Consider the following 23,165-nt stretch of genomic DNA (forward strand, 5'->3'; position numbering starts at 1 on the left):
AACGGGTCACTGAGAGATGAAAGGCCTCTGATGTCTGCTTCGCAAACGGTCGACAAACGGCTTGGGCAAATCTGGATTGGCCCGCTTGATCCACCGCTTCAGTGGATGAAAACGTGGCGCGATATGCACCCTGACTGGGACTATACCCTGTATGACAATCAGTTTTTGACGGGACGCAAATTCAAATGCCACGCGCAGATCACTGAATATTTTCGGCAAGGGGAATATGCCGGCGTGTCAGATTTGATGCGCTATGAAATTCTCTATGAATTTGGCGGGATCATTCCTGAAACGGATTCCATCTGCCTGCGCCCCGTCCATGACCTGCTTCACCATCAAGGCCCGTTCACCTGCCGTGAGGTGGAAAATGAGGTATGCGATACCCATGGTATGCCGCGCAAAAAGGGCCTGCTTTGCCCCATTCTGGGCAGCCCCAAGGGCCATCCAATTCTCGCCACTTTGATCGAGGAACTGTCACAATCAGATCCAGCCACTTTGCCAAAGCCATGGAAAGGTTCAGGAAATTTTAGGTTGCGGCAGTTTTTCAAGCGGCATCGGGATTTGGCGCGCGGTCTTTATGTCTATCCCGCCTATATGTTCGTGCCCGAACATTTTCGCGGATGGCGCTATGAGGGCCCCGAGCACCCGTTTTGCAGACAGTTATGGGGCACGACAACAAGCGGCTACTCAACCACCAAAACCCCGCAAGAGATTGAGGAAAGCCGCGCAGAAATCCTTGCCGCGCTGATGGCCGCTTAGGCGGTTTTCATATGCAGATAGGTTTCTGCGTAGCGGCGGCTGAGGTGATCGCCTGCACGGATCACCTGATCTGATCCTGCGGGTGCGACATTGGCATCATAATTAGGATTGAAAAACAGCGGGATGGAAATGCGCTCTTCCGAACCGCCTGTGACGCGGTGCAATGTGGCTTTCACCCCGCCCTCGCTCCACATCTCGAGCATTTCGCCAAAATTGATGACAAAGACACCCGGCTCAACCGCGACAGGCAGCCATGACCCATCCCGCATCTCTACTTCAAGGCCCGCCTGCCCATCCGTGGCCAAAAGGGTGAGGCAGCCATAATCGGTATGGGCCGCGATGCCGAAATCCTTTTCACCCGCCCAATCTGGACGGGGTGGATAGAAATTTGCCCGCAACAGCGCCATGGGGCGATCGAATTTATCGGAAAAATAATCCCCGTCCTTGCCAATTGCCCGCGCAATCGCCGCAAGCAGGGCCAAGGACACAGCGCGCGCTTGCGCAAAATACTGCTCGACTGTTTCTTGAAAACCTTCAGGGGCTTCGGGCCAAAGATTTGGCGCATAGACAGGCAAATGCGCCATTGGATCGCCATCGGGCACGGGCAAGCCACAGTCGAACACTTGTTTATAATCAGGGTTTGCCATGGGATCGACCTGTTCGGATTTGGAGGCACCCCACCCGCGATTGGCCCCTGTGCGCGCCATATCCACGGCCGCTTTGGCCGCATCATCCATTTTGAAAAAACGGCGATAGAGCGCGATTAATTCTTGAACAGCCTCGCCCGAAATCGGCGTATTCTCAAGCGTCAAAAACCCAACGTCACGCGCGCCATAGGCGATAGTCTCAAGGGTCTCGGCATCACCTGCGATCATTTTCTGAAAATCAATTCGCGGTATCATCACGATTCTTACCCCATATTGGCTTGACCCTTGGCTGCATCCTTGCCACCCATAAATCCAAAGATAAAGAGGAGAGCGCGATGCGCAGAAAACTTGCCGCAGGAAATTGGAAAATGAACGGGCTTTTGGCGAATATGGCCGAAGTGCAAAGCCTGATTGCGGCATTCCCTGCACCGCAGCCAGTCGATATTTTGATCTGTCCGCCCGCGACCTTGCTGGGTGCGCTTGCCGCAAAGTGCCGCGACAGCGCCATCGCGCTTGGGGGGCAATATTGCCATACCGCAACGGCAGGGGCGCATACGGGCGATGTTTCCGCACCCATGCTGAAGGATGCCGGGGCGGATTATGTGATTGTGGGTCATTCCGAGCGGCGCGCTGATCACGGCGAAACCAACGCCCAAGTGCGCGCGCAAGCAGAAGCGGCACTGGCGGCGGGGCTGACCCCCATTATCTGCTTAGGTGAAAGCGAGGCAGAACGGCGCGCGGGCCATGCCCGCGCGGTTGTTGAAGCACAGCTTGACGCCTCCCTCCCCGATGAAGGCGCGTTTGTGATAGCCTATGAACCGATTTGGGCGATTGGCACAGGGCTTGTTCCTGAACTGGGTGATATTGCCGAAATCCATGATGCCATGCGCGCTAATCTGGCTGCCCGCTACGGCGCGGATGCCGCAAAAAGCGTGCCGCTGCTCTATGGCGGGTCAGTCAAGCCAACCAATGCCGCCGAGATTTTCGCATTGGAAAATATCGATGGCGCTTTGGTGGGGGGGGCCTCTCTGAAGGCGCAGGATTTTGGCCCCATCATCACGGCCTTGGCCACATCAGACGGGGCCTGAACGCGCTTAATTGGCCGCCACAAAGCGCTGGATCACCAGACGCACCATGCCTGCGCTGTTATCATATTGCCGCAAGCCCACCAAATAGCTGCCACCGCCAAGAGGCTGCGCGATTTGGCTGTCATATCCAGACCCGCTATCGTCATTATAGGCAAGCTCACGGCCCACTGGATCGTAAAGGGCCAGAATTGGGTCAGAATTGCCCATGCCAACCGCATCAATCAGCAAAAGCCCATCCTCTGGCATAGACACGAGGAACCATTGCGCCTTGCCTGACACGCTGACATCGCGCACAAACTGCCCCGAAATTGCGCCCAAATCCGTGATAGGATAGCTGCCACCGATGGGGGGGCTGGCCTCTAGCGCCTCATACATCTGCTGCATGGCACGCATGGGGTCATAATCGCGCAAGGTCACTGTCACAGGCGCGTTTTGATCCGACAAGGCGCGCATCGCGATACAATAGCTGCCTGCGGGCAGCGGGTCAGCCATGTCAATCTGGCTATCAAGACCCACATGGTCGTCATTTTCCGCCAAGAGCCGCCCATCTGGCCCATAGAGATAGATATAGGGATCAGCCGCACTGTTTTCGGCTTGAATGGTCACCGCCGTTGGGGCCGAAAGGCCAAAGCGATAATAAGGTGTGCTTGCCACGCTGCCTGTTTGGCTGATACCTGCGCTCAGCTCCGCTTGGCTCAAGGCCCCCGCTCCCAAAACCGTGGCGGGCGTATCCGCCGTGCAGGGCGTAACCCCTGCAAAGCTGCCTGTGCCTGCATCCAATCCCATCGTCAGCGCAGGATCGCGATCACTGAGGCCAATACGCAGGTCAACCGCGCCAGCGGTTCCACTAAAATCGCGCACCGCAACGCAATAGCGCCCCGCCGCCAAGTTGATCTCACCGCGCGCAGCAAGGTTTCCGCCGCTATCGTCATCATTCAAGATCAGACGGCCCGTTTCGTCATAGAGGTCTAAAACGGGATCAACCCCACCCTGCCCCACCGCCTCAACGCGCAGATTTGCAGATTGCGATAATGTGAACAGCCCGACCGCCTGATTGCCCGCAGACAGGCCAAGACCCGTCAGATCAAAGGCCGTGCTTGATTGGCTAAGGTCAGAGGCGGCCTCGGTGCCATTGGCCCAAAGACCCATGGCCCCCATTCCCCCACAAAAATCCTGCGCAAAGGCAGGGCTGCTTGCCGCAAACAGCCCCAGTGACAAGGCAAAAGACATACGTGCCGACATTGGTTAACCCCTATTTATGCTTCATCCGTCACGCCAAGCTTAGACGCAATCAGCACCGAACGGGGAAAAATTTGCGTGAAGGGGTAAATCTATTGCGCAGCCGTAACACGGGCCGCGGGCAGCATCGGGGCCAAATAACGTCCCGTATGCGATGCGGCAACGCCCGCGACATCCTCGGGCGTGCCTGTCGCCACGACCTGCCCCCCGCCATCACCGCCTTCGGGGCCAATGTCGATCAGCCAATCGGCGGTTTTGATCACATCAAGATTATGCTCAATCACTACGACTGAGTTGCCCTGATCAACCAATTCATGCAGTACTTCCAACAATTTGCGCACATCTTCGAAATGCAAGCCCGTGGTGGGTTCATCCAGAATATAGAGGGTGCGGCCCGTGGCGCGTTTGCTCAATTCCTTGGACAGTTTCACACGCTGCGCCTCGCCACCCGACAAGGTGGTCGCTTGCTGGCCCACCTTGATATAGCCGAGCCCCACACGCATCAGCGCGTCCATCTTCTCGCGAATGGATGGCACCGCTTTGAAAAACTCCTGCGCGTCTTCGACAGTCATGTCCAATACATCGGCAATGCTTTTACCTTTGAACGTCACCTCAAGGGTTTCGCGGTTATAGCGCTTTCCTTTGCAGGTTTCACATTCCACATAAACATCGGGCAAGAAATGCATCTCGATCTTGATGACCCCATCGCCTTGGCAGGCCTCGCAGCGACCGCCTTTGACGTTAAAGCTGAACCGTCCAGGCTTGTAGCCGCGCGCCTTGGCCTCGGGCAGGCCTGCGAACCAATCACGGATTGGGGTGAAGGCGCCTGTATAGGTCGCAGGGTTCGAGCGGGGCGTGCGCCCAATTGGGCGTTGGTCAATATCAATCACCTTATCGAGATGCTCTAGCCCTTTGATCGTCTCGCAAGGCGCAGGTGTCTGGCGCGCCCCATTCAGCCGGGCTGAGGCTGTTTTGAACAGGGTTTCAATCGTCAGGGTGGATTTGCCCCCCCCAGAAACACCCGTGACGCAAACAAATTTCCCAAGCGGGAAATCCACTGTCACCCCCTGCAGGTTGTTGCCTGTCGCATTGACCACGGTCACGGACTTGCCGCCCTTTTTGCCCTTGCGCCGCTCTTGGGGCACAGCAATCTCGCGGCTGCCCGACAGATATTGCCCCGTGATTGAGGCAGGGTTTTCCATGATCTCACGCGGCGTGCCAGAGGCCACAACTTGGCCGCCATGCACCCCTGCACCTGGGCCAATATCCAGAACGTAATCCGCCTCGCGAATGGCTTCCTCGTCATGCTCAACAACGATGACGGTATTGCCCTGATCGCGCAGGTTTTTCAGCGTATCCAGAAGGCGGGAATTGTCGCGCTGATGCAAACCAATCGAGGGTTCATCAAGAACATAAAGCACCCCAGTGAGGCCCGAGCCGATCTGGCTGGCCAAACGGATGCGTTGGCTTTCACCACCTGACAAGGTGCCTGCATTGCGTGACAGCGTCAGGTAATCCAACCCCACATTGTTCAAAAACCCGAGGCGTTCGCGGATCTCTTTTAGGATCGCGCGGGCGATTTCATTTTTTTGCGCACTCAAGGCCGCTGGCACAGTGTCGATCCAATCATAGGCCTGACGGATGGACATTTGCACCACCTCGCCCACATGAAGGCCGCCGATTTTCACCGCTAATGCCTCAGCCCGAAGGCGGTGCCCGCCACAAGCACCACAGGGGCGATTGTTCTGATAGCGTTCAAATTCTTCGCGGATCCACGCGCTATCGGTTTCACGATAGCGGCGTTCCATATTGGGGATCACCCCCTCAAACACGCGGGAAACCTGATAAACCCGCCCGCCCTCGTCATACCGAAAGGCGATTTCTTCTTCGCCAGAGCCGCGCAAGAACACATCTTGCACCGCCTGAGGCAGGTCTTTCCATTGCGCCTTAGGATCAAAGCCGTAGTGACGGGCAATTGCTTCGATGGTTTGCAGGAAATAGGGTGATTTCCCCTTGCGCCACGGCGCAATGGCCCCATCGGCAAGGCTAAGCGTGACATCAGGCACCATCAGCCGTTCATCAAAAAACAGCTCATGCCCCAACCCATCACAAGACGGGCACGCCCCAAAGGGCGCGTTAAAAGAGAACAAGCGCGGCTCAATTTCGGGAATGGTAAAGCCCGAAACAGGACAGGCGAAATTCTCAGAAAAGGTAATCCGCTCGGGATCGCCGTCCTTTGGTGCAGTCTCCAGAATGGCAATCCCATCGGCCAGATCAAGCGCCGTGCGCAAACTATCGGCCAGACGCGTCTCACTGCCCGCACGCACCACAATGCGATCCACCACAACGTCAATATCGTGGCGAAATTTCTTGTCCAAGCTTGGCGGGGTTTCTAATTCGTAAAACGCCCCATCTACCTTGACCCTTTGAAACCCCTGCTTGCGCAGCTCCAGCATTTCTTTGCGATATTCACCTTTGCGGTCGCGCACAATCGGGGCCAAGAGATAGGCGCGGGTTCCCTCCTCCATGCCCATAATGCGGTCGACCATATCCTGAACCTGCTGCGCCTCAATGGGCAGACCTGTTGCGGGGCTATAGGGCGTGCCCACGCGCGCAAACAACAAGCGCATATAGTCGTAAATTTCGGTCACGGTTCCCACGGTCGAGCGCGGGTTTTTCGAAGTGGTTTTCTGCTCAATGGAAATCGCGGGCGACAGCCCCGAGATGTGATCCATGTCGGGCTTTTGCATCATGTCAAGGAATTGCCGCGCATAGGCGCTGAGGCTTTCAACATAGCGGCGCTGCCCTTCGGCATAGATCGTGTCAAAGGCCAGTGACGATTTTCCTGATCCCGATAGGCCCGTGATCACGGTCAGTTGGTCGCGGGGAATATCGACATCGATATTCTTCAAATTATGCTCGCGTGCGCCGCGCACTTCGATTTTCTTTAATTCCGCCATCTGACCGCCCGATCCTATATTAATGCGCCACAAGCTAGGGCGATCCTGTGCCTGCGCCAGTGCCACAAAGCAAGGGGCAGGATGGCGAGAACAAAACCGAAACGCGCAAACCTGTCAAGCATGGCGCTAGAACAGCAAAAGGGGCAAGGTTGCCCCTGCCCCAATACCCCAGACACATGAGACGCATGCCCCCTAGATATGGATCGCCCGCCCATAGGCATCAAGAACCGCCTCATGCATCATCTCTGACAAGGTTGGATGCGGGAAAACGGTCTCCATCAGGTCTTCTTCAGTGGTTTCCAGCTTGCGCCCCACCACATAGCCTTGGATCAGTTCGGTCACTTCCGCGCCCACCATATGCGCGCCCAAAAGCTCGCCCGTTTTGGCATCAAACACGGTTTTGATCAGCCCTTCAGGCTCGCCCAAGGCGATGGCCTTGCCATTGCCAATAAAGGGGAAGCGGCCCACTTTTACGGCATAGCCTGCGGCTTTGGCCTTTTCTTCGGTCAAACCGACCGAGGCGATTTGCGGGTGGCAATAGGTGCAGCCTGCAATGCTTTCAGGTTTCACCGCGTGAACCTTGCGCCCTGCAATCATCTCGGCGACCATCACGCCTTCATGGCTGGCCTTATGTGCAAGCCACGGCGCGCCTGCAACATCGCCAATCGCGTAAAGCCCGTCCACGCCCGTGCGGCAATATTCATCCGTCACAACATGGGTGCGGTCTATTTTGACCCCAAGCCCCTCTAGGCCCAAGCCCTCAACATTGCCGACAATACCAACGGCAGAAATGACTGTGTCGAATTCTTGCGTCTCAACCTTGCCGCCCATTTCGATATGCGCTGTGACCTTATCAGCCGCGCGATCCAGTTTCTTGACCACAGCCTTTTGCAGAATTTTCATCCCCTGCTTTTCAAAGGCCTTTTTGGCAAAGGCGGAAATCTCAGCATCTTCCACGGGCAGGATGCGATCCATCACCTCAACAACTGTCGTCTCAGCGCCTAGCGTGTTATAAAAACTTGCAAATTCAATCCCAATCGCGCCCGACCCAATGACAAGCAATTTCTTAGGCATATGCGGCGGGGTCAGTGCCGATTTATAGGCCCATACGCGCTTGCCATCCGCCTCTAGGCCCGGCAGTTCGCGGGCCCGGGCGCCTGTGGCCAGAATGATATGTTTGGCGGTCATGGTTTTCACGCCATCCTCGGCCTTCACCTCGACCTTGCCTTTCGCGGGAATGGTGGCCGCGCCCATCACGACTGTGACCTTATTCTTCTTCATCAAATGGCCAACGCCCGAATTCAGCTGTTTGGCCACATTGCGCGAGCGTTTCACGACCGCATCCAAATCATAGGAAATGCCATCCGCAGACAGACCGAATTCTTTAGCGCGGTGCATCAGGTGGAAAACTTCGGACGAGCGCAGCATGGCCTTGGTTGGGATACAGCCCCAGTTGAGACAAATCCCGCCCATATGTTCCCGCTCGACAATCGCAACTTTCAGCCCCAATTGGCTGGCGCGGATCGCGGCCACATAGCCCCCGGGGCCTGCACCGATGACGATTACATCGAAATCTTGGTTGGACATGGCAGTTCTCCTGCAATTCGGGCCACGCAGGGGCGGCGGGATTCGGAATTGTTCAACGTTAAACTATCTCTAAACCATCTCTGATCGCGCTGCAATCTATCTAAGATTCCTGCAGACTGCGCAGCACAGAACCATAACCGCCCGCGTCTAGAAACGCCTGTTCTTCTGCGGTCATATCCCGCCCCAAGTCCGCGTTTCGATAGGGAAAACGGCCAAATCGGCGGATAATTTCAGCATGGGCGCGGGCATGGATCACATTGCCCTGCCCCGTCTGCGGCATCCGCGTTTCGATCAACTCAATCGCGCGGGTTTGATCTGCCAAATCCTCCGAATGCATGAAGGGCAGGTAGAAAAACTGACGTTCAGGCTCTGGGATGCTCAGATCATGGCCCATTTCTAACGCGTCCTTGGCCAATCCCAAAACCTTTGCATCGGTGGCAAAGGCCCGCGGGTCGGCGCGAAACATATTGCGCGGGAATTGATCCAACAGGATCATCAGCGCTAAGGCAGTCGGGGCGGTATTGATCCAATGATCCATCGCGCCTGCTGCCGCCCCCTGCCATGCCGTGCCAAAACGGGCGCGAATTTCAGCGTCAAAATCATCATCGCGGCGATACCACGCCTCGGGCCCTGCCCCGATCCAGAACTCTGTGATCTCTTGCGCCAGCGGGTCTGTCATCCGATCTTCCCCCTTTAGACTATTGTCAAAGAGAGACTGCCACGATCACGCAGCAGGAGGAAGCGTTCCTTGCGCGTCATCGCCATCATCGGAGGCCGCATCCGCGAAAACCTCTTGCGCCAAGCCCACCACAACGGGCGAGGCTGAGGGCAAAACAGGCGCATAGCTGCCTGTATCTTCCACTGTGGGTGCAGGGCGCACCGTCATACGATAGGCCGCATAAAGCGCCAAAACCGTGACCAAGCCGCCGATGAAATAGAAATACCCCAAGGGGCCAATGGCCTGCATCATGCCGCCCACGACAATCGGGCCGAAAATCGCCCCGACCCCGTTCACAAACAACAGACGCCCCCCTGCGGCGGGCATTTGTTCAACCTCAAGAAAGTCGTTCACATAGGCAATCAACAACGCATAAAGCGGGTTGGCCATGCCGCCTATGAAGAAGGCCGAAATCACCAAGATCGAAAAGATGCCAGAACTGAGCGCACCCAACAGGCCCGCTGCGCCGCAAATGGCCGCCAAGATCATGATCAACAGACGGCGATCCATCCGATCAGAAATCCATCCAATGGGGAATTGCAGAACCAAGCCGCCCACATAAAAGGCCGATACAAAAATGGACAATTGCGCAATTGGCAGCCCTGCCTGCGTGGCGAAAACGGCCGCCATGCCGAACATGGCCGAATAGACACCGCCCATAAGGAATGTGCCAATCACACCCAGGGGCGAGATTTTCAAAACCTCCATCAGGCTCATCGGCTTGGCGGTTTCAAATGCCGGCGTTGGGGTGACCGACAGCAAAATCGGCGCGAAACTTAGCGAAACCAGAACCGACAGCACCACAAAGAGGAAATAGTCGGACGGATCCCCAAGGTTCAGCAGCATTTGCGCGGCAACAATGCCGACCATCTGCACCACCAGATAGACCGATAGGGTCTGACCACGGGTTTCATTGGTTGCGGCATTGTTCAGCCAAGATTCCGCCGTGACATAGACGGCTGCAAAACAGGCCCCAATAATCAGGCGCAACACTGTCCATGCAATAGGATCCGTCAGCACAGGATAAAGGATCAGCACCGCCGATATGACCGAGCCCAGCGCAGCGAAGGTGCGGATATGTCCCACGCGGCGGATCATTTCTGACCCCATACGCGAGCCGATCAGAAACCCCGCAAAATAGGCAGACATCACCACGGACATCTCAAAGGTTGAAAAACCCTCAATTTCGCCGCGCACACCCAAAAGCGTGCCCTGAAGGCCATTCCCGACCATCAGAAGCATGATACCCAAAAGCAAGGCCCATGAATTTCGCAACACCAATAACATGCGCGATCCTTACGCTGCGCGGCACCAAACTAATGCCGCGTTCACGCCCTATCCTGTCACGTCTGCGACCCGATTAATAGCGAAGCATCCCCATAGGAGAAAAAACGATAGTTCTGAGTGATTGCATGGTCATAGATCGTCCGAATTTGTTCAGCCCCCATCAGGGCCGACACCAACATCATCAGGGTCGATTTGGGCAAGTGGAAATTGGTCATCAACCCATCGGTGATTTTAAAGCGATACCCGGGGTAGATGAAAATATCGGTATCCCCCTCAAAGGGGCGCATCTCGCCAGTTTCGCTTGCCGCAGTTTCAATCAAACGCAATGCTGTTGTGCCCACGGGGATAATCCGCCCGCCTGCGGCGCGGGTGGCGTTGATTTCATCCGCCGCGCTTTGCGAAACCTCACCCCATTCGGCATGCATTTTATGGGTGGTGACATCTTCCACCGTCACGGGCAGAAACGTGCCCGCACCAACGTGCAAGGTGACAAAACTGAACGTCACCCCATGGGCGCGCAAATCTGCCATCAACCCTTCGTCAAAATGCAGGCTTGCGGTTGGGGCGGCCACCGCCCCTTGGCGCTTGGCCCAAATGGTTTGGTAATCTTCCCGATCTTGGGCATCAGAGGGGCGCTTGGCCTCAATATAGGGCGGCAGGGGCATCGCACCTGCGGCGTTCAACGCCGCATCAAAATCATCCCCCCCAAGGTTGAAGCGCAGGTGCAGCCCCCCCTCAAGGCTTGCCACCTCAGCGTGAAAATCGGGGGTGAACTCCACCACCTCGCCCAAGGCGAGTTTCCGCATCGGTTTGGCAAGGGCCGACCATGTGCCATCGGCCTGTGGCTCGAGAAGGGTCACCTCAATCTTTGCGCTCACGCGGCCTTGTGCGCTGTCGCGCCACCTTTGGCCACGCAGACGGGCCGGAATGACGCGGGTGTCGTTCAGGATCAACCGATCCCCCTTGCGCAAAAATTGCGGCAGATCGCGCACAATCGCATCGGTGATCTGCCCACCTTGCGCATATAGCAGCCGCGCCGAAGAGCGCGGCTTTGCCGGACGGGTCGCAATAAGGGTTTCGGGAAGGTGAAAATCGAAATCATCAAGACGCATTGTAAACCTGACAGAAACGGGCCATCGCAAAGAAACGGGCGGATTATTGGGAATTTGTGTCAAGCTGCGGGCGCATCAAGTCGCGCAGAATGCCTGGCACAAGTATGGAGAGCGGATTGACCCGCACCTGCGGCGTATCGGGCGGGCCGTTCAGAGTAAAATTAAATCCAAACAACCCCTCATCGCGCCGTGCAAACAGCCGCCCGACAACGCCGTTGAGCGCATAAATCGGCGTCAGCACACCGCGAAAGTCCAAATTCCGCGCAGATGTATTATAGACCCCATCCATGCTGATCCCCAAAGACGGGCCAATGGCGGTGCCTTGATGCACAGTGATCTTTGACGGATCGAGCGTGAAGCGCGCATTTACCTCGCCCATATTAATCCCGTCCCCCGACAGTTGTTCAATCAATCCAATCACGGAGACGGCGTTGAGCAATTCGGCCATAACGGGCGCATCGCGCAGTCTGGGGTTGGTGATTTGCAACTGGCCCTCATAGCTGCGCGCGCCAGTCGCGCCCTGCAATTGCAGTGTCAGCGCGCCACCATAGAGGTTGCGCATGATGCCCGCGCTGCGCATGGCGGCCCCGCCATCATCAGCCTGAAGGCGAATATCAATGCCCCCGCCCTCAAGCGGGGCAATCGCGCCCTCTAGCGGAACGGCGCCGTTAAGGTTGCCGCGAAACGCCCCTGCCAACCCGCCACCGCCAGAACTGAGATCCGCGCGCAGATCGCTGAGGGCAATCGTGGCGCCAATGCGCAGCTCGTCCAAATTGACCGACAGGGGGGCGCGTGCCGTTTGCGCTTGTGCGCCGCCCTGCGGCAGGCCCCGCAAATCCAACCGCCCCGAAGCAATCCCAAGTGCAGGTGCCAGACCCTCGCCACGCGGCGTCAGCGTGCCCGTCACATCTAGCCAGTCATCAATGGTAAAGCCTTCTATGCGCAACAGCTCAAGACGGCCTTCGGGGCCGAGATCCCCCGAACCCTGTGCAGATAGGCCCGCCCCTGATAGGCGGAATGCGCGCAGGCTTGGGTTAGGCCCAAGGATCAGGGTGACGTCTAAATCCCCCGCTGCCTCTGCGGGTTTCGTCCAACCCAACGCGGCGAGGGACAGCGCAACGCCCTCAAGCGGTGATGTGAGACGCAATTCTGGGGCTGCACCGCGCCCTGCAAGATCAAGCCGCAAATCCAGTGCTGCATCGCCCTGCACCATACCATCAGGCAAAATGACACCAAAGGCCGCAAGGGTTTCAGGGCTCAAACGCGCCCGCCCTTCGACATAAGATTGCGGGGCATCACGGTTAAGATCAGGCCGAACCCAACGGCCTGTGAGGGGCCGACCTGACATTGTGGCAGCGCCAGAAATCATCACACCTGCCTCGGAGGTAATCGCCAAATCAAGCGCCTCTGCACGCAGATCGCGATTGGGAACCAGTGTATCTGAGCGCACATCTATCAGACGGCCCGTGATATCGAGGCTCATCTCACCAATGGGTTGGCGTTGCACCAAATTCAGACCGATCTGACCCGACAACTCTGCCTGACCTGTGGCCAATGTGGCAGGGTCAAGGCGCCCGTCTTCGGGAAATAGGTTGAGGGGCGGCCCTGCAAATAGGGTCAAAAGATCAGGAATTTCTCCAGACACATCCAAATCAAGGGTGGCAGCAGGGCCGCGCATTGCCACATTGGGCACGGTAAACCTGCCTTGATGCATCACGATATCTTGGCCCGTTGGCGCGCGCATCAAACCATCTTGCGCCACAATGGTCAGCCGCGCCCCCTCTAGGCGCAGTTGGCCCTGCAGATCCCGCAAAGGCGGCATATCGCGAATGGGGCTAAGCGCGAGCGCGCTAAAATCAAACCCCAAGGCCGCCTGCGCACGGGCATCTTGCGGGGCCTTACGCAGGCTCAGCATAAGGTTCTGCGCCTGCCCTTCGTGCAGATTGCGATCAATCCAGTCACGCGTTTTAGAGACAAACTCATTTGGCCAATAAATCAGGGCATCGCGCAGAACCATTTGCGCAATACTCCCATCAATCGCCAATTCCGTGCCATCAGAGCGCGCCACCCCATAGCCTGAAAGGGTCAACTCAAACGCATCTGTGCGGATCAAAACACGATCAAGATCGAGGCGCGGCTCCTCCCCCAAACTGATCCGAAATTCAGACCGCCCCTGCGAGAACAGCAAGGGCGCCTCGAACATCTCATTGGGGTTCACCAATAGATCATTAAGATCAAGCGTGGCGTCAATTCGCGTGCCATCGGGCGAAATCAGCGCATCACCCGTTGCGGTAAAATCTAGGTCGCGCGCATCAACCAACAGCTCATCCAGCGCCGCGCGCCCTGTGGCGGCCTCATACCGAAATCGCGCTGAGATCTCGCTAAAGCTTAGGGGGCGCTCTGCTCCCTCAAGGGCCAATTCCCCTGACCCCAAATCAAGGCGGGCTTCAAGATCACCAACGCCTTCGGCATCGCGCAATTTCGTGCTGAGACTGCCCGACAATGGTGCAGAGATCAGATCAAGCCACCGCAAGGCAGGCGATGCAACAGAAAGGTTATTTGCAGGTATCCCTTGAAATTGGAGGCGTAATTCAGTCTCACGCGCGGCATCGGTGCGGGTCGCCACAAAGGAAAGACGCCCCGCCTGATCTGCCGCCCCCTCCGCATGGGCCTCAAGACCTGCGGTCACCGCCAAAACCAAATCTTGGCCCTGACGGGCCAGACGCATTTGCCCGTTTTCAATAGATAAGGCCCGTCCTGTGGTGGCATCGCGCAGAGAAATCGTAATCTCGCGGCCAACCGCCTCTTGAAAATTGGCAAAACGCGGATCGGCAAACATTCTGTCAAAGGCGGCCATGGTTTGGGCCAAATCGGCGCGCGCGGCGTCTTGATTGGTTGTGAAAGCCAAATCAATACCGCCTGTTGCATCCCGTTCAAGCAAAAGACTGGCACCGCGCATTTCGGCGCGGATGGGGGATATTTGCCCCATCAGCAAGGCGCCTGCATCGAAGGCAAAGCCAAGCTGCGGAAACGCCGCACGCAGGCCAGTTTCATCGCGCACCGTGACATCGGTGATGACCAAAAGGGCTTGGCGCCCCGTCTCATCAAGGGCAATGGACATATCTGCAATGCTTAACTCATCGCGCACCATACCCGCTTGCATTTGCGCAATAATACGCGCCTGCCATGCGGTCGGCAGCGAAACGGGCCCCTGAGACAGTCGCAGGTAAAACCCACCAAGCACCGCTGAAATGGTCACAAACAGGCCCAAAACCACAGCCAAGACCCACCGCCCTCTGCGCGATTTGGCAGGCTGTGGTTTAACTTCGGACTCGGCGTTTTCTTTGGAGGTCACGGGAAGCGGTCAATCTATAATCTGTCTGGTCACGAGGTTGGTCACGGGGCTGTTTACGGGTCGGGCGCGGAACAAAGAGAGGGGCGATTTCGGATGCCGCCCTTTATCTTTGCTGTAAATCCCCTAGCTTGCAATCACACATAACAAAACCCTGCAACTGGCCCCGCGCAAATATTCGCCGCACTGGATCAAGATGTGGCGAGTTTCCGCGCAAAAGAATGAACAAAGGATGAAGCCCATGCTTGAGATCGGCAGCCCCGCCCCAGATTTCACCCTTCCCCGCGATGGCGGTGGCGAAGTGACGCTATCGGCTCAAAAGCCCAAGAAAGTGGTTCTCTATTTCTATCCCAAAGATGACACATCAGGCTGCACCAAAGAGGCGCAAGGCTTCACCGAAGCGGCAGACGCCTTTGCCGCAGCAGGCGCCGTGGTGATTGGTGTCTCCAAAGATAGCGTGGCCAAGCACGATAAATTCATCGCCAAATATGATCTTGGGGTGATCCTTGCCTCGGATGAAGCCAGCGATGTCTGCGAACGCTATGGCGCATGGGTGGAGAAATCCATGTATGGCAAAAAATACATGGGCATCGAACGCTGCACCTATCTTATTGATGGCGATGGGAAAATTTCCCAGATTTGGCGCAAGGTAAAGGTGCCAGGACATGTTGATGCCGTGCTGGACGCGGTGAAATCCTTGGGCTAATTCACCGCCCCATGAGTGACTTACAAATACCCGAGACATTGGCCGAAATGGCGGTGGCGGTTTTGACCACCGCCAATGCCAAGGAGAAATGCGCACTTTCGCGCGCTTGTGCCAAGAAATGGTTCGCTGCGCGGGCAGCAGGGACGCCCTTGCCCCTTGGCCGCGCCACACCGCCCGATCAACCCGCGCGCCCTGCACAACCCGCATTGCTTGATCCGCGCGAGGTGCCAAAGCGTAAACCTGGTACAGCCGAGGGTCGGATCGCGATTTTGCACGCGGTGGCGCATATCGAACTTAATGCGGTGGATTTACATTGGGACATTATCCCCCGCTTTGCCGAGACGCCCATGCCCATCGGGTTCTACGATGATTGGGTCAAATCGGCCGATGAAGAATCCAAGCATTTCAATCTATTGTCAGATTGCCTTGAACAAATGGGCAGTCATTATGGCGCGCTTGCCGCACATGCGGGGATGTGGCGCGCCGCCGAAGATACGGCCACCGATTTCATGGGCCGCTTGGCGGTGGTGCCGATGGTTCTCGAGGCACGCGGCCTTGATGTCACGCCCTCGATGATCGAGATTTTCAAACGCCCGCAAAATGACCCTGCCGCCAGTGCTGCGGTCGATGCGCTAAACGTGATCTATGCCGAAGAGGTGCATCACGTGGCCTATGGCAGCAAATGGTTTCATTTCCTCTGTGGCCGCGAAAACCTTGATCCAAAGGATGCGTTTCATGAACTGGTGCAGCGTTATTTCCACGGCGCATTGAAGCCGCCCTTCAACGAAGAAAAGCGCGCCGAAGCGGGCCTTCCACCCGATTTTTACTGGCCTCTCTCTGAACGCTAGGCCATCTATCGGCGAAATCTCGCCCAAATTGCGGGGATGACCTCAATTTCCCGTCTAAATGGCGCAAAAAATATTGAGCCGCCCCGCTCAATGTCCTATCCACTCCTCGCGCCCCCCAATTGGTTTGGGGACGCTGTGATGGGGTGGTGACGAGAGGCGCAGAGCAAAGCGCCCGAACGACAAAACAGGGGACTTGGCATTGAAATCGCGATTGATTGAGCGCGCAAACCACGCATTGGATCGGCATTTGCCTGAAAAACGGCTGTTTCTGAAATCCGATACAAGCACGCGCTTTGTGCGCCTGAGGCCCCTGACGCAGGCCGCAATCATTGCCACGACAGGGCTTCTGGTCACATGGACGGCGATTGTTTCAGCGGTGTTTTTCATCGATGCCATCAATGCAGGCTCTAATCGCGATCAGGTCGCGCGCGCCTCGCAGGCCTATCAAGACCGCCTCAATGCAATGTCCAGTGAACGCGACAGCCGCGCCCTTGAGGCACAAGCCGCCCATGAACGATTTGGCGTTGCGATGGCCCAAGTCTCTGCCATGCAATCGCAGCTTCTGGCATCAGAAGAACGCCGCCGCGAGTTGGAAACCGCGGTCAACGTGATCCAAAGCACCTTGCGCCGCACCATCAGTGAACGCGATGACGCGCTTGAAGAGGTGGCACAATTGACCGCCGAGATGACCGATGAGAATGGCAGCCTGCAATCCGCCGCAAGCCGTCAACGGGATCTAGAGCAGGTTTTGGCGCTATTGACCGAGGCGCTGCAAGAAACAGCCGAAGGGCGCGATAAAACACATGATTTGATCGCCGAGGCGCGCGCGCAGATTCAAGACTTGGAATTCCAAGCTGCCCTTTCCGCCGAGCGCAATGAACGCATCTTTACTCAAATTGAAGACGCGGTCGCGATGTCGCTTGAGCCACTTGATGCGATGTTCCGTGCGGCAGGCCTGCCCACCGACAGCATTCTTGAGACGGTGCGCCGTGGCTATTCAGGCCAAGGCGGGCCTTTGACGCCAATTACCTTTTCCACCTCCAACGGCCAACCCGACCCTGTTTCGCTGCGCGCCAATGAGGTGTTGGAAGATCTCGATGCGGTGAACCTCTATCGTATTGCCGCAGAGAGCCTGCCCTTCAGCTACCCTGTGCAGGGCGCTGCGCGGCGCACCTCGGGCTATGGCTATCGCAATGATCCGATCCAAGGGGGGCGGCGGATGCATGAGGGCCAAGATTTTGCGGGCCCCGTTGGAACCCCAATTGTTGCCGCCGCAGATGGCACTGTGGTTTTCGCGGGCCGCCGCGGCGCCTATGGCAATATGATAGAAATTCGCCACGCTATGGGATATACAACACGCTACGCACATTTATCGCGTATTCGCGTGACACGGGGCGAAAGAGTGTCGCGCGGCGACAGAATTGGTGATATGGGAAATACTGGACGCTCGACCGGGTCCCATTTGCATTACGAAGTGCGCCAGAATGGCAACCCAACCAACCCGATGACCTTTATCACGGCAGGACGAAATGTTTTCTAAATCAAAAATCAACGAACCTGGACCAAAAGAAACAACAACGCCAAGCGCGGCCCCTGCCGCGCCAGCGCCAAGCGCGCCTTCGGCACCGGTGGCCTCCAGCACATCTGCTGCCCCCGCCAAGCCAAAGCCGCCTGCGTCTTTGCTGAGCTCAGATTTGGTGATTACGGGCAATCTGAAAACCTCGGGCGACATTCAAATCGAAGGCACCGTCAAGGGTGACATCCGCGCACATTCGCTGACTGTTGGTGAAAGCGCACGCATTGATGGCGAGGTTCTTGCCGATGATGTGGTCGTGAACGGCTATGTCAAAGGCCGCGTTCGTGGCTTGAAAGTGCGCCTCACCTCAAGCGCGCGAGTTGAGGGCGATATCATTCATAAGACCATCGCGATTGAATCTGGTGCGCATTTTGAAGGCACGGTTCAGCGTCAAGAAGACCCGCTGTCTAGCGGTGCGAAATCGGCCCCTGCCCCAGCCGCAAAACCTGCCGCAGCCGCCGCAGAGCCCGAAAAGAAATAAGCGCAGAAGCGATTTATTTACAATGCACCCCCGCCCGCATCCGCGCGCGGGGGTTTTTCTTTGTCATCATATTGCCTCATGCACAAAGGCGCGGCGATAAATATGCCATGAGGCATGACCCAAAACGGGCAAGACCAAAAACAACCCCAACAGCGCAGGCAGCATCGCCAAAAAGGTTAGGCTTGCAATCAGCGCCCCCCAGATCAGCATCACCTTCGGGTTGGCTTTGACCACCGCAATGCTTTTGAGCATGGCGGTGACAAAATCCACTTCCTTATCCAACAAAAGGGGCAGCGAAATCACCGTGAGGCAAAATAACACCAAAGCAAAAACCGCACCAAAGCCTGAGCCCACCAACAGCATAATCAACCCTTCGGGCTGAAGCAGATAGGCATAGCTTGAGGTCACATTCATCAGCGCAGATGGCCCCATAAACAGGGCGAACAACATATGCGCAAAGAAAGACCAAAATAGAAAATAAACGATGATCACCCATGCCATAGACGGCAATTGGCGCAATCTTTGCCGCCAGATCACGCTGAAGATATCATTGCGGCGAAAGTCCCGATCCCCCGCTTCAAGACGGCGGGAAACCTCATAAAGCCCGACCGCCAAGAAAGGCCCTATGAGGGGAAAGCCAACCGTAATCGGAATAGCCAACCACCCCATATCCAGGATCGAAAGGCTGCCATAGATCAACCAGCCCCCCACCACATAGATATGGGCAAAGAACAGGCCCATCATCGGCTTTTGGCGAAAATCGCGCCACCCTGCGCCCAATGCCGCCCAAATATCGCCCAATCCCATCTTGGCCAATGGCGGCAGGGGCGATGGCCCCTCGAGCTGCACGCGGTCGTTCATATTGCGCCCTCCCTTCTTCCGTCAGGAATAGGTTAAGCCCCCGATCCACGCGCCGCCAAGGGAAATTTGGCAGACCGCGCTATCCGTCTAGCGCATCAATCGCGGCAACATTGCTGGCGCTGCGGCCATTGGGGTCAAAACTTTGCGCCAAATAGGCCTCGGCAATAGATTTCGCCAATTCTGCCCCGATCACCCGCGCGCCCATCGTGATGATCTGCGCATTATTCGACAACGCGGCACGCTCGGCTGAATAGGTGTCATGGGTCTGTGCGGCGCGAATGCCGCGCACCTTGTTCGCGGACATGGCCACGCCAATCCCCGTGCCGCAGACCAGAATCGCGCGGTCAAACTCGCCCGTCAAAACCCGATTGGCCACAAATTCAGACAGGTTGGCGTAAAACTCTGCGCCTGCTGCATCCATATCAATCAGCGTCACCTCATGGCTGGCTTTGAGGTGATCTGCCAAAACCCGCGCCAAACCGTCACCTGCACTGTCACCTGCGATTGCCAATTTCATGATCATTCCTCCTGCGATCATAGGGATTGAATAGCGCGCGACACCCGCGCCAAAATATCAAGATAGCCCGCCACGTTCCATGCGGAGCGGCCAATAAACAGCCCGTCAATATGCGGACAGGTGATCAATTCTGCGCAATTCTCAGGATTAACCGACCCGCCATAAAGACAGGGCAAAGCGCGCCCCATCACCGCCTTCGTGACCGCGATGATCTCGGCATGGCGCGCATCAGCATAGTCAGCGGTGGCAGGCACGCCCCCCTCGCCAATCGCCCACACGGGTTCATAGGCAAATAGAATGGCACGGGCGCGATCAGTCGAGGCAATCTGCGCCAAGGCAGCCTCGGTTTGAGCGCACAAAACTTCGGTGGCGCGCCCTGCTTCGCGCTCGGCCCAAGTCTCGCCGATGCAAATAAGGGGCACAAGGCCGTGGCGCAGCGCAGCTGCAACCTTTAGCCCGACTGTCTCATCCGTCTCACCAAAATTGGCGCGCCGCTCAGAATGGCCCAATTCGACAATCTGCGCGCCGCAGTCGCGCAGCATCACGGGGGAAATTTCCCCCGTCCATGCACCTTGATCGGCCCAGTGCATATTCTGCGCCCCCACCATCACCGAGCTATCCGCGAGGTCAGCCGCAACCTCAGCCAAGGCTGTGAAAGGCGGGATCACAAAAGGCTGAATGCGCGGGTCGGCGGGGGTCTGCGCCCCCTTCAGACCTGCAACAAACGCCCGTGCCTCGGCGCGGGTTTTGTTCATCTTCCAACTGGTGCCAACCCAAAATTCGGACATTTCATATTTCCTTTGCATCAATGAAAGGCAGGTTTAGGTCTGCCCAAACAGCCCTATGGGCCTGTGGCAAATCATAAGTCACGAGTGCTGAAAACGCGTCTAGATCGGCAAGGTGATACAACGCATCGCGCCCAAATTTCGCACCTTCTGCCATCAAAATGGGGCGCGCGGCGGCCGCAATCATCGCAGCCTTTATCGCGCGCACGCCCTCATCCATGTGATAGCAGGCCCGCGCATCAATTGCGGGGCTTGAGATAAAGGCCAGATCAGCCCGCATCATTGCAATTTCGGCTTGCACCATGGGCCCCGTGGCACAGTGAAATTTGCGACTATAGCGGCCACCAAGGGTGATGAGGGTCACGCTTGCAGCCTCTTGCAGCACATGGATGGCGGCATGGTTATTGGTGATAATGGTCACGCCAAGACCGCGCAGGGCAATCTCTTCGGCCAAAAGCGCGGCGGTGCTGCCATCATTCAGCATCACACGCATGCCCGTCTCGACCCGATCAGCCGCAGCGCGGGCGATTTGGCGCTTGGCCTCGACATGGCGCAGGGCGCGATAGCGATAATCTGCCTCAAACTGCGCGCTCGCCTCTATCGAGGCCCCACCACGCAACTTGCGCAAAAGCCCCGCTGCCTCAAGATCATCTAAATCGCGGTGGATCGTCATCTTTGACACGGCAAACCGCGCAGCCAGATCATCCAGCCCTACGAATCCCGCTTCGGCCAGCCATGCCAATATCTGCTCGCGCCGCGTCTCAAGTTTCATGTGATCCCCTTTAGATACGCCTGCACGCTATCAGGGGGCGCAGTTAAATCAATATAAAAATGTGATTTTGTGATTTTTAATTGTGATGTTTGATGTGGTGGTTTACAAGCGGCCTTGCGCAAATTGCGATTTGCAGAATTTGTCGCGCAAGGTTATCGAAGCGCCAAGCAACCCATGCGCATCAGGCCTCGCCTGCCCCGCGCGAATAAGCATCAAGGAGAGCCATCCATGAAATTCTTTGTCGATACTGCCGTGGTCGATGAAATCCGTGAATTGCACGATTATGGTCTGTTGGACGGGGTCACCACGAACCCCTCGCTGATCGCAAAATCAGGCCGCGATTTCAAAGAGGTCATCGCTGAAATTTGCGCGCTGGTCGATGGGCCCGTATCCGCCGAAGTCGCCGCAACCGATTTTGCGGGCATGGTGGCCGAGGGCGAGCATTTGGCAAAAATCGCCGATAATGTCGTGATCAAGCTGCCTTTGACCTTGGATGGCCTAAAGGCCTGCCGCCATTTCACCAATAAGGGCATTAACACCAATGTGACCTTGTGCTTCTCGGCCAATCAGGCGCTTTTGGCGGCCAAGGCAGGTGCAACCTATATCAGCCCCTTCATCGGGCGCTTGGATGACCTCAACCTTGATGGCATGGAATTGATAGCAGAAATCCGCGAGATTTACGACAATTATGGATTTGAGACTGAAATTCTGGCGGCGTCCATTCGGACGGCAAACCATGTGAAAGATGCCGCGATGGTTGGTGCAGATGTGGCGACCATTCCACCCGCAGTGATCAAGGGTCTGGCCAAGCACGTCTTGACCGATAAGGGCCTTGAGCAATTCACAAAAGATTGGGCTGCAACGGGCCAAACCATTCTTTAAGGCAGGTTCATACCGATTTTGAAAAGCGGCGGCGCCATAGGCCCGCCGCTTTTTTCATACCCGCAGATCAGACGCGCCTGTGTCGATATGGGGCGCCCAGAAAGCCACGCTTTCAGCGATATCGGCCACCACGGCCCGATCATCTGGTTCACGCTCTTTGAAACTTAACTCAAGGCAAATCTCGTTATCCACCGCCCCGCCTTCTGCAAAAGCCGCCAAAAGCGGTGCGGGCTGTATCCGCCCGACCGCATTATGTTTGGCGGTAAAGGGACGATGCCCCCCCTTATCCATCAAGGATTGCTTGATATGGATGATGGGCGAGACAGGCGGCACGGCACGCGCCCAAGAATAAGGGTCAAAATCATCGGGATTTGGCGATGTGACATCCCCGTGATCAATATCTGCCATCATGAACATAGGCACGGCCATCTTGCGCGCGGCAATCTGATCTTGCAGCGCCATCGCGTTCTCGATCGTGTCGCCAAATTCGCGACCCACGCTCATCGGTTCCCAAAAAATATGCTCAATCCCAAGGGGCTTGGCATATTCAGCCAATTCCGCCCAATGGTCGAGCGCAATCTCAATCAACGCGGCGCGGCGTGCAGGGTCATCAAAATCGCGATAGGTGAAAATGGCAAATTGCGTGCCCAAGGCCCGCCCGCCCAAATCGGCAGTGATCGCGGCAAAATGTTTGAACCAATCAAGATAGTATCGCCGCACATCCGCATCGGGATGGCCGAAATGGTTGAGCCGCCCATAAGGCCCCGTCATGCCCGAGGTCACCCGAACACCCGTTTGCTGCAAAGCCCGCCGCATCTGGCGCGTAAGCCGCGCGGTCACATGGGCAGGCCATGCAGGGTTGATGAATTCATGCGTCAATTGCAGGTCGCGGATTTTGATATCGCGCGCGACTGTGAAGATCAGATCATCCATTTCGGCAAAGCGATTGACCAAAGGATTGGTGTTCAATGACAAGGTCAGTGGCATC

20 protein-coding genes are annotated in these 23,165 nt (G+C 56.7%); 7 read left to right on the forward strand and 13 right to left on the reverse strand.

Translation table 11 applies throughout. The features are described 5' to 3' along the window. The first annotated feature begins 30 nt into the window (after nucleotides 1–30). The gene (locus RYZ18_RS03495; protein ID WP_317654986.1) at nucleotides 31–759 is read left to right on the forward strand and encodes a glycosyltransferase family 32 protein; all 729 of its coding nucleotides are present in this window, start codon (nucleotides 31–33) and stop codon (nucleotides 757–759) included. Here RYZ18_RS03495 and RYZ18_RS03500 read toward each other — a convergent pair. Next, a complete protein-coding gene (locus tag RYZ18_RS03500) occupies nucleotides 756–1,661 on the reverse strand; it encodes an isopenicillin N synthase family dioxygenase (RefSeq protein ID WP_317655807.1) in 906 nt (301 codons plus the stop codon). The two genes, RYZ18_RS03495 and RYZ18_RS03500, sit on opposite strands and share 4 nt — an antisense overlap. 80 nt (nucleotides 1,662–1,741) lie before the next feature. Here RYZ18_RS03500 and tpiA point away from each other — a divergent pair, with 80 nt between their 5' ends. Beyond that, entirely contained in the window at nucleotides 1,742–2,494 is a 753-nt protein-coding gene (gene tpiA, locus RYZ18_RS03505) for a triose-phosphate isomerase (RefSeq protein WP_317654987.1), read from the forward strand. 6 nt (nucleotides 2,495–2,500) lie between these two features. Here tpiA and RYZ18_RS03510 read toward each other — a convergent pair whose 3' ends face one another. From RYZ18_RS03510 to RYZ18_RS03540, 7 genes are all read right to left on the reverse strand, one after another. Beyond that, complete coding sequence (locus RYZ18_RS03510) at nucleotides 2,501–3,736, reverse strand: DVUA0089 family protein (protein WP_317654988.1); 1,236 nt, start codon at nucleotides 3,734–3,736, stop codon at nucleotides 2,501–2,503. An 89-nt stretch (nucleotides 3,737–3,825) separates the two neighbouring features. Then, nucleotides 3,826–6,693: an excinuclease ABC subunit UvrA gene (gene uvrA, locus RYZ18_RS03515; RefSeq protein ID WP_317654989.1), complete on the reverse strand. Its 2,868-nt coding sequence runs from the start codon at nucleotides 6,691–6,693 to the stop codon at nucleotides 3,826–3,828. A 192-nt stretch (nucleotides 6,694–6,885) separates the two neighbouring features. After that, nucleotides 6,886–8,280, reverse strand: coding sequence for a dihydrolipoyl dehydrogenase (gene lpdA, locus RYZ18_RS03520; protein WP_317654990.1), 1,395 nt, complete (start codon nucleotides 8,278–8,280; stop codon nucleotides 6,886–6,888). A 100-nt stretch (nucleotides 8,281–8,380) separates the two neighbouring features. Beyond that, complete coding sequence (locus RYZ18_RS03525; RefSeq protein WP_317654992.1) at nucleotides 8,381–8,959, reverse strand: DUF924 family protein; 579 nt, start codon at nucleotides 8,957–8,959, stop codon at nucleotides 8,381–8,383. Nucleotides 8,960–9,004: 45 nt separating this feature from the next. Beyond that, nucleotides 9,005–10,285, reverse strand: a complete 1,281-nt coding sequence (locus RYZ18_RS03530) for an MFS transporter (RefSeq protein ID WP_317654993.1) — start codon at nucleotides 10,283–10,285, stop codon at nucleotides 9,005–9,007. Nucleotides 10,286–10,341: 56 nt separating this feature from the next. Beyond that, nucleotides 10,342–11,397 carry a tRNA preQ1(34) S-adenosylmethionine ribosyltransferase-isomerase QueA gene (gene queA, locus RYZ18_RS03535; RefSeq protein WP_317654994.1) on the reverse strand — a complete coding sequence of 352 codons (1,056 nt, stop codon included), beginning with the start codon at nucleotides 11,395–11,397 and terminating at the stop codon, nucleotides 10,342–10,344. Between the two features lie 43 nt (nucleotides 11,398–11,440). Next, the gene (locus RYZ18_RS03540; RefSeq protein WP_317654995.1) at nucleotides 11,441–14,752 is read right to left on the reverse strand and encodes a DUF3971 domain-containing protein; all 3,312 of its coding nucleotides are present in this window, start codon (nucleotides 14,750–14,752) and stop codon (nucleotides 11,441–11,443) included. A gap of 238 nt (nucleotides 14,753–14,990) precedes the next feature. Here RYZ18_RS03540 and RYZ18_RS03545 point away from each other — a divergent pair, with 238 nt between their 5' ends. The 4 genes from RYZ18_RS03545 to RYZ18_RS03560 all read left to right on the forward strand — a co-directional run bounded on the left by RYZ18_RS03545 (nucleotide 14,991) and on the right by RYZ18_RS03560 (nucleotide 18,360). Beyond that, nucleotides 14,991–15,455, forward strand: coding sequence for a peroxiredoxin (locus RYZ18_RS03545; protein WP_317654996.1), 465 nt, complete (start codon nucleotides 14,991–14,993; stop codon nucleotides 15,453–15,455). A 47-nt stretch (nucleotides 15,456–15,502) separates the two neighbouring features. Beyond that, the gene (locus RYZ18_RS03550; protein WP_411567090.1) at nucleotides 15,503–16,303 is read left to right on the forward strand and encodes a ferritin-like domain-containing protein; all 801 of its coding nucleotides are present in this window, start codon (nucleotides 15,503–15,505) and stop codon (nucleotides 16,301–16,303) included. A gap of 199 nt (nucleotides 16,304–16,502) precedes the next feature. Further along, nucleotides 16,503–17,843 carry a DUF5930 domain-containing protein gene (locus tag RYZ18_RS03555; protein ID WP_317655808.1) on the forward strand — a complete coding sequence of 447 codons (1,341 nt, stop codon included), beginning with the start codon at nucleotides 16,503–16,505 and terminating at the stop codon, nucleotides 17,841–17,843. Further along, a complete protein-coding gene (locus tag RYZ18_RS03560; RefSeq protein ID WP_317654999.1) occupies nucleotides 17,833–18,360 on the forward strand; it encodes a polymer-forming cytoskeletal protein in 528 nt (175 codons plus the stop codon). Before RYZ18_RS03555 ends, RYZ18_RS03560 begins: the two co-directional genes overlap by 11 nt. Before the next feature lie 66 nt (nucleotides 18,361–18,426). Here the strand turns inward: RYZ18_RS03560 and RYZ18_RS03565 are convergent, their stop codons facing one another. The 4 genes from RYZ18_RS03565 to RYZ18_RS03580 all read right to left on the reverse strand — a co-directional run bounded on the left by RYZ18_RS03565 (nucleotide 18,427) and on the right by RYZ18_RS03580 (nucleotide 21,295). Beyond that, the gene (locus RYZ18_RS03565; protein WP_317655000.1) at nucleotides 18,427–19,221 is read right to left on the reverse strand and encodes a DUF2189 domain-containing protein; all 795 of its coding nucleotides are present in this window, start codon (nucleotides 19,219–19,221) and stop codon (nucleotides 18,427–18,429) included. Nucleotides 19,222–19,300: 79 nt separating this feature from the next. Beyond that, the gene (locus RYZ18_RS03570) at nucleotides 19,301–19,738 is read right to left on the reverse strand and encodes an RpiB/LacA/LacB family sugar-phosphate isomerase (RefSeq protein ID WP_317655001.1); all 438 of its coding nucleotides are present in this window, start codon (nucleotides 19,736–19,738) and stop codon (nucleotides 19,301–19,303) included. Nucleotides 19,739–19,755: 17 nt separating this feature from the next. Next, the gene (locus RYZ18_RS03575) at nucleotides 19,756–20,526 is read right to left on the reverse strand and encodes a triose-phosphate isomerase (protein WP_317655002.1); all 771 of its coding nucleotides are present in this window, start codon (nucleotides 20,524–20,526) and stop codon (nucleotides 19,756–19,758) included. A 1-nt stretch (nucleotide 20,527) separates the two neighbouring features. After that, nucleotides 20,528–21,295, reverse strand: a complete 768-nt coding sequence (locus RYZ18_RS03580; RefSeq protein WP_317655003.1) for a DeoR/GlpR family DNA-binding transcription regulator — start codon at nucleotides 21,293–21,295, stop codon at nucleotides 20,528–20,530. Between the two features lie 228 nt (nucleotides 21,296–21,523). Between RYZ18_RS03580 and fsa the strand changes: the two genes are divergently transcribed. After that, a complete protein-coding gene (fsa, locus tag RYZ18_RS03585) occupies nucleotides 21,524–22,177 on the forward strand; it encodes a fructose-6-phosphate aldolase (RefSeq protein WP_317655004.1) in 654 nt (217 codons plus the stop codon). Nucleotides 22,178–22,231: 54 nt separating this feature from the next. Here the strand turns inward: fsa and RYZ18_RS03590 are convergent, their stop codons facing one another. After that, entirely contained in the window at nucleotides 22,232–23,164 is a 933-nt protein-coding gene (locus RYZ18_RS03590; RefSeq protein ID WP_317655005.1) for a sugar phosphate isomerase/epimerase family protein, read from the reverse strand. Nucleotide 23,165 lies beyond the last annotated feature (1 nt).

Origin of the sequence: Roseovarius sp. 10, assembly GCF_033100315.1 — a bacterium.
Classification (GTDB): domain Bacteria; phylum Pseudomonadota; class Alphaproteobacteria; order Rhodobacterales; family Rhodobacteraceae; genus M30B80.

Bases quoted from the DNA above. Each gene is read 5' to 3' on its own strand.
- tpiA (WP_317654987.1), top strand. From the start codon at position 1,742: ATGCGCAGAAAACTTGCCGCAGGAAATTGGAAAATGAACGGGCTTTTG.
- RYZ18_RS03500 (WP_317655807.1), bottom strand. From the start codon at position 1,661: ATGATACCGCGAATTGATTTTCAGAAAATGATCGCAGGTGATGCCGAG.
- RYZ18_RS03530 (WP_317654993.1), bottom strand. From the start codon at position 10,285: ATGTTATTGGTGTTGCGAAATTCATGGGCCTTGCTTTTGGGTATCATG.
- lpdA (WP_317654990.1), bottom strand. From the start codon at position 8,280: ATGTCCAACCAAGATTTCGATGTAATCGTCATCGGTGCAGGCCCCGGG.
- RYZ18_RS03570 (WP_317655001.1), bottom strand. From the start codon at position 19,738: ATGAAATTGGCAATCGCAGGTGACAGTGCAGGTGACGGTTTGGCGCGG.
- RYZ18_RS03575 (WP_317655002.1), bottom strand. From the start codon at position 20,526: ATGTCCGAATTTTGGGTTGGCACCAGTTGGAAGATGAACAAAACCCGC.
- queA (WP_317654994.1), bottom strand. From the start codon at position 11,397: ATGCGTCTTGATGATTTCGATTTTCACCTTCCCGAAACCCTTATTGCG.
- RYZ18_RS03510 (WP_317654988.1), bottom strand. From the start codon at position 3,736: ATGTCGGCACGTATGTCTTTTGCCTTGTCACTGGGGCTGTTTGCGGCA.
- fsa (WP_317655004.1), top strand. From the start codon at position 21,524: ATGAAATTCTTTGTCGATACTGCCGTGGTCGATGAAATCCGTGAATTG.
- RYZ18_RS03525 (WP_317654992.1), bottom strand. From the start codon at position 8,959: ATGACAGACCCGCTGGCGCAAGAGATCACAGAGTTCTGGATCGGGGCA.
- RYZ18_RS03560 (WP_317654999.1), top strand. From the start codon at position 17,833: ATGTTTTCTAAATCAAAAATCAACGAACCTGGACCAAAAGAAACAACA.
- RYZ18_RS03590 (WP_317655005.1), bottom strand. From the start codon at position 23,164: ATGCCACTGACCTTGTCATTGAACACCAATCCTTTGGTCAATCGCTTT.
- uvrA (WP_317654989.1), bottom strand. From the start codon at position 6,693: ATGGCGGAATTAAAGAAAATCGAAGTGCGCGGCGCACGCGAGCATAAT.
- RYZ18_RS03545 (WP_317654996.1), top strand. From the start codon at position 14,991: ATGCTTGAGATCGGCAGCCCCGCCCCAGATTTCACCCTTCCCCGCGAT.
- RYZ18_RS03580 (WP_317655003.1), bottom strand. From the start codon at position 21,295: ATGAAACTTGAGACGCGGCGCGAGCAGATATTGGCATGGCTGGCCGAA.
- RYZ18_RS03565 (WP_317655000.1), bottom strand. From the start codon at position 19,221: ATGAACGACCGCGTGCAGCTCGAGGGGCCATCGCCCCTGCCGCCATTG.
- RYZ18_RS03550 (WP_411567090.1), top strand. From the start codon at position 15,503: ATGGCGGTGGCGGTTTTGACCACCGCCAATGCCAAGGAGAAATGCGCA.
- RYZ18_RS03495 (WP_317654986.1), top strand. From the start codon at position 31: ATGTCTGCTTCGCAAACGGTCGACAAACGGCTTGGGCAAATCTGGATT.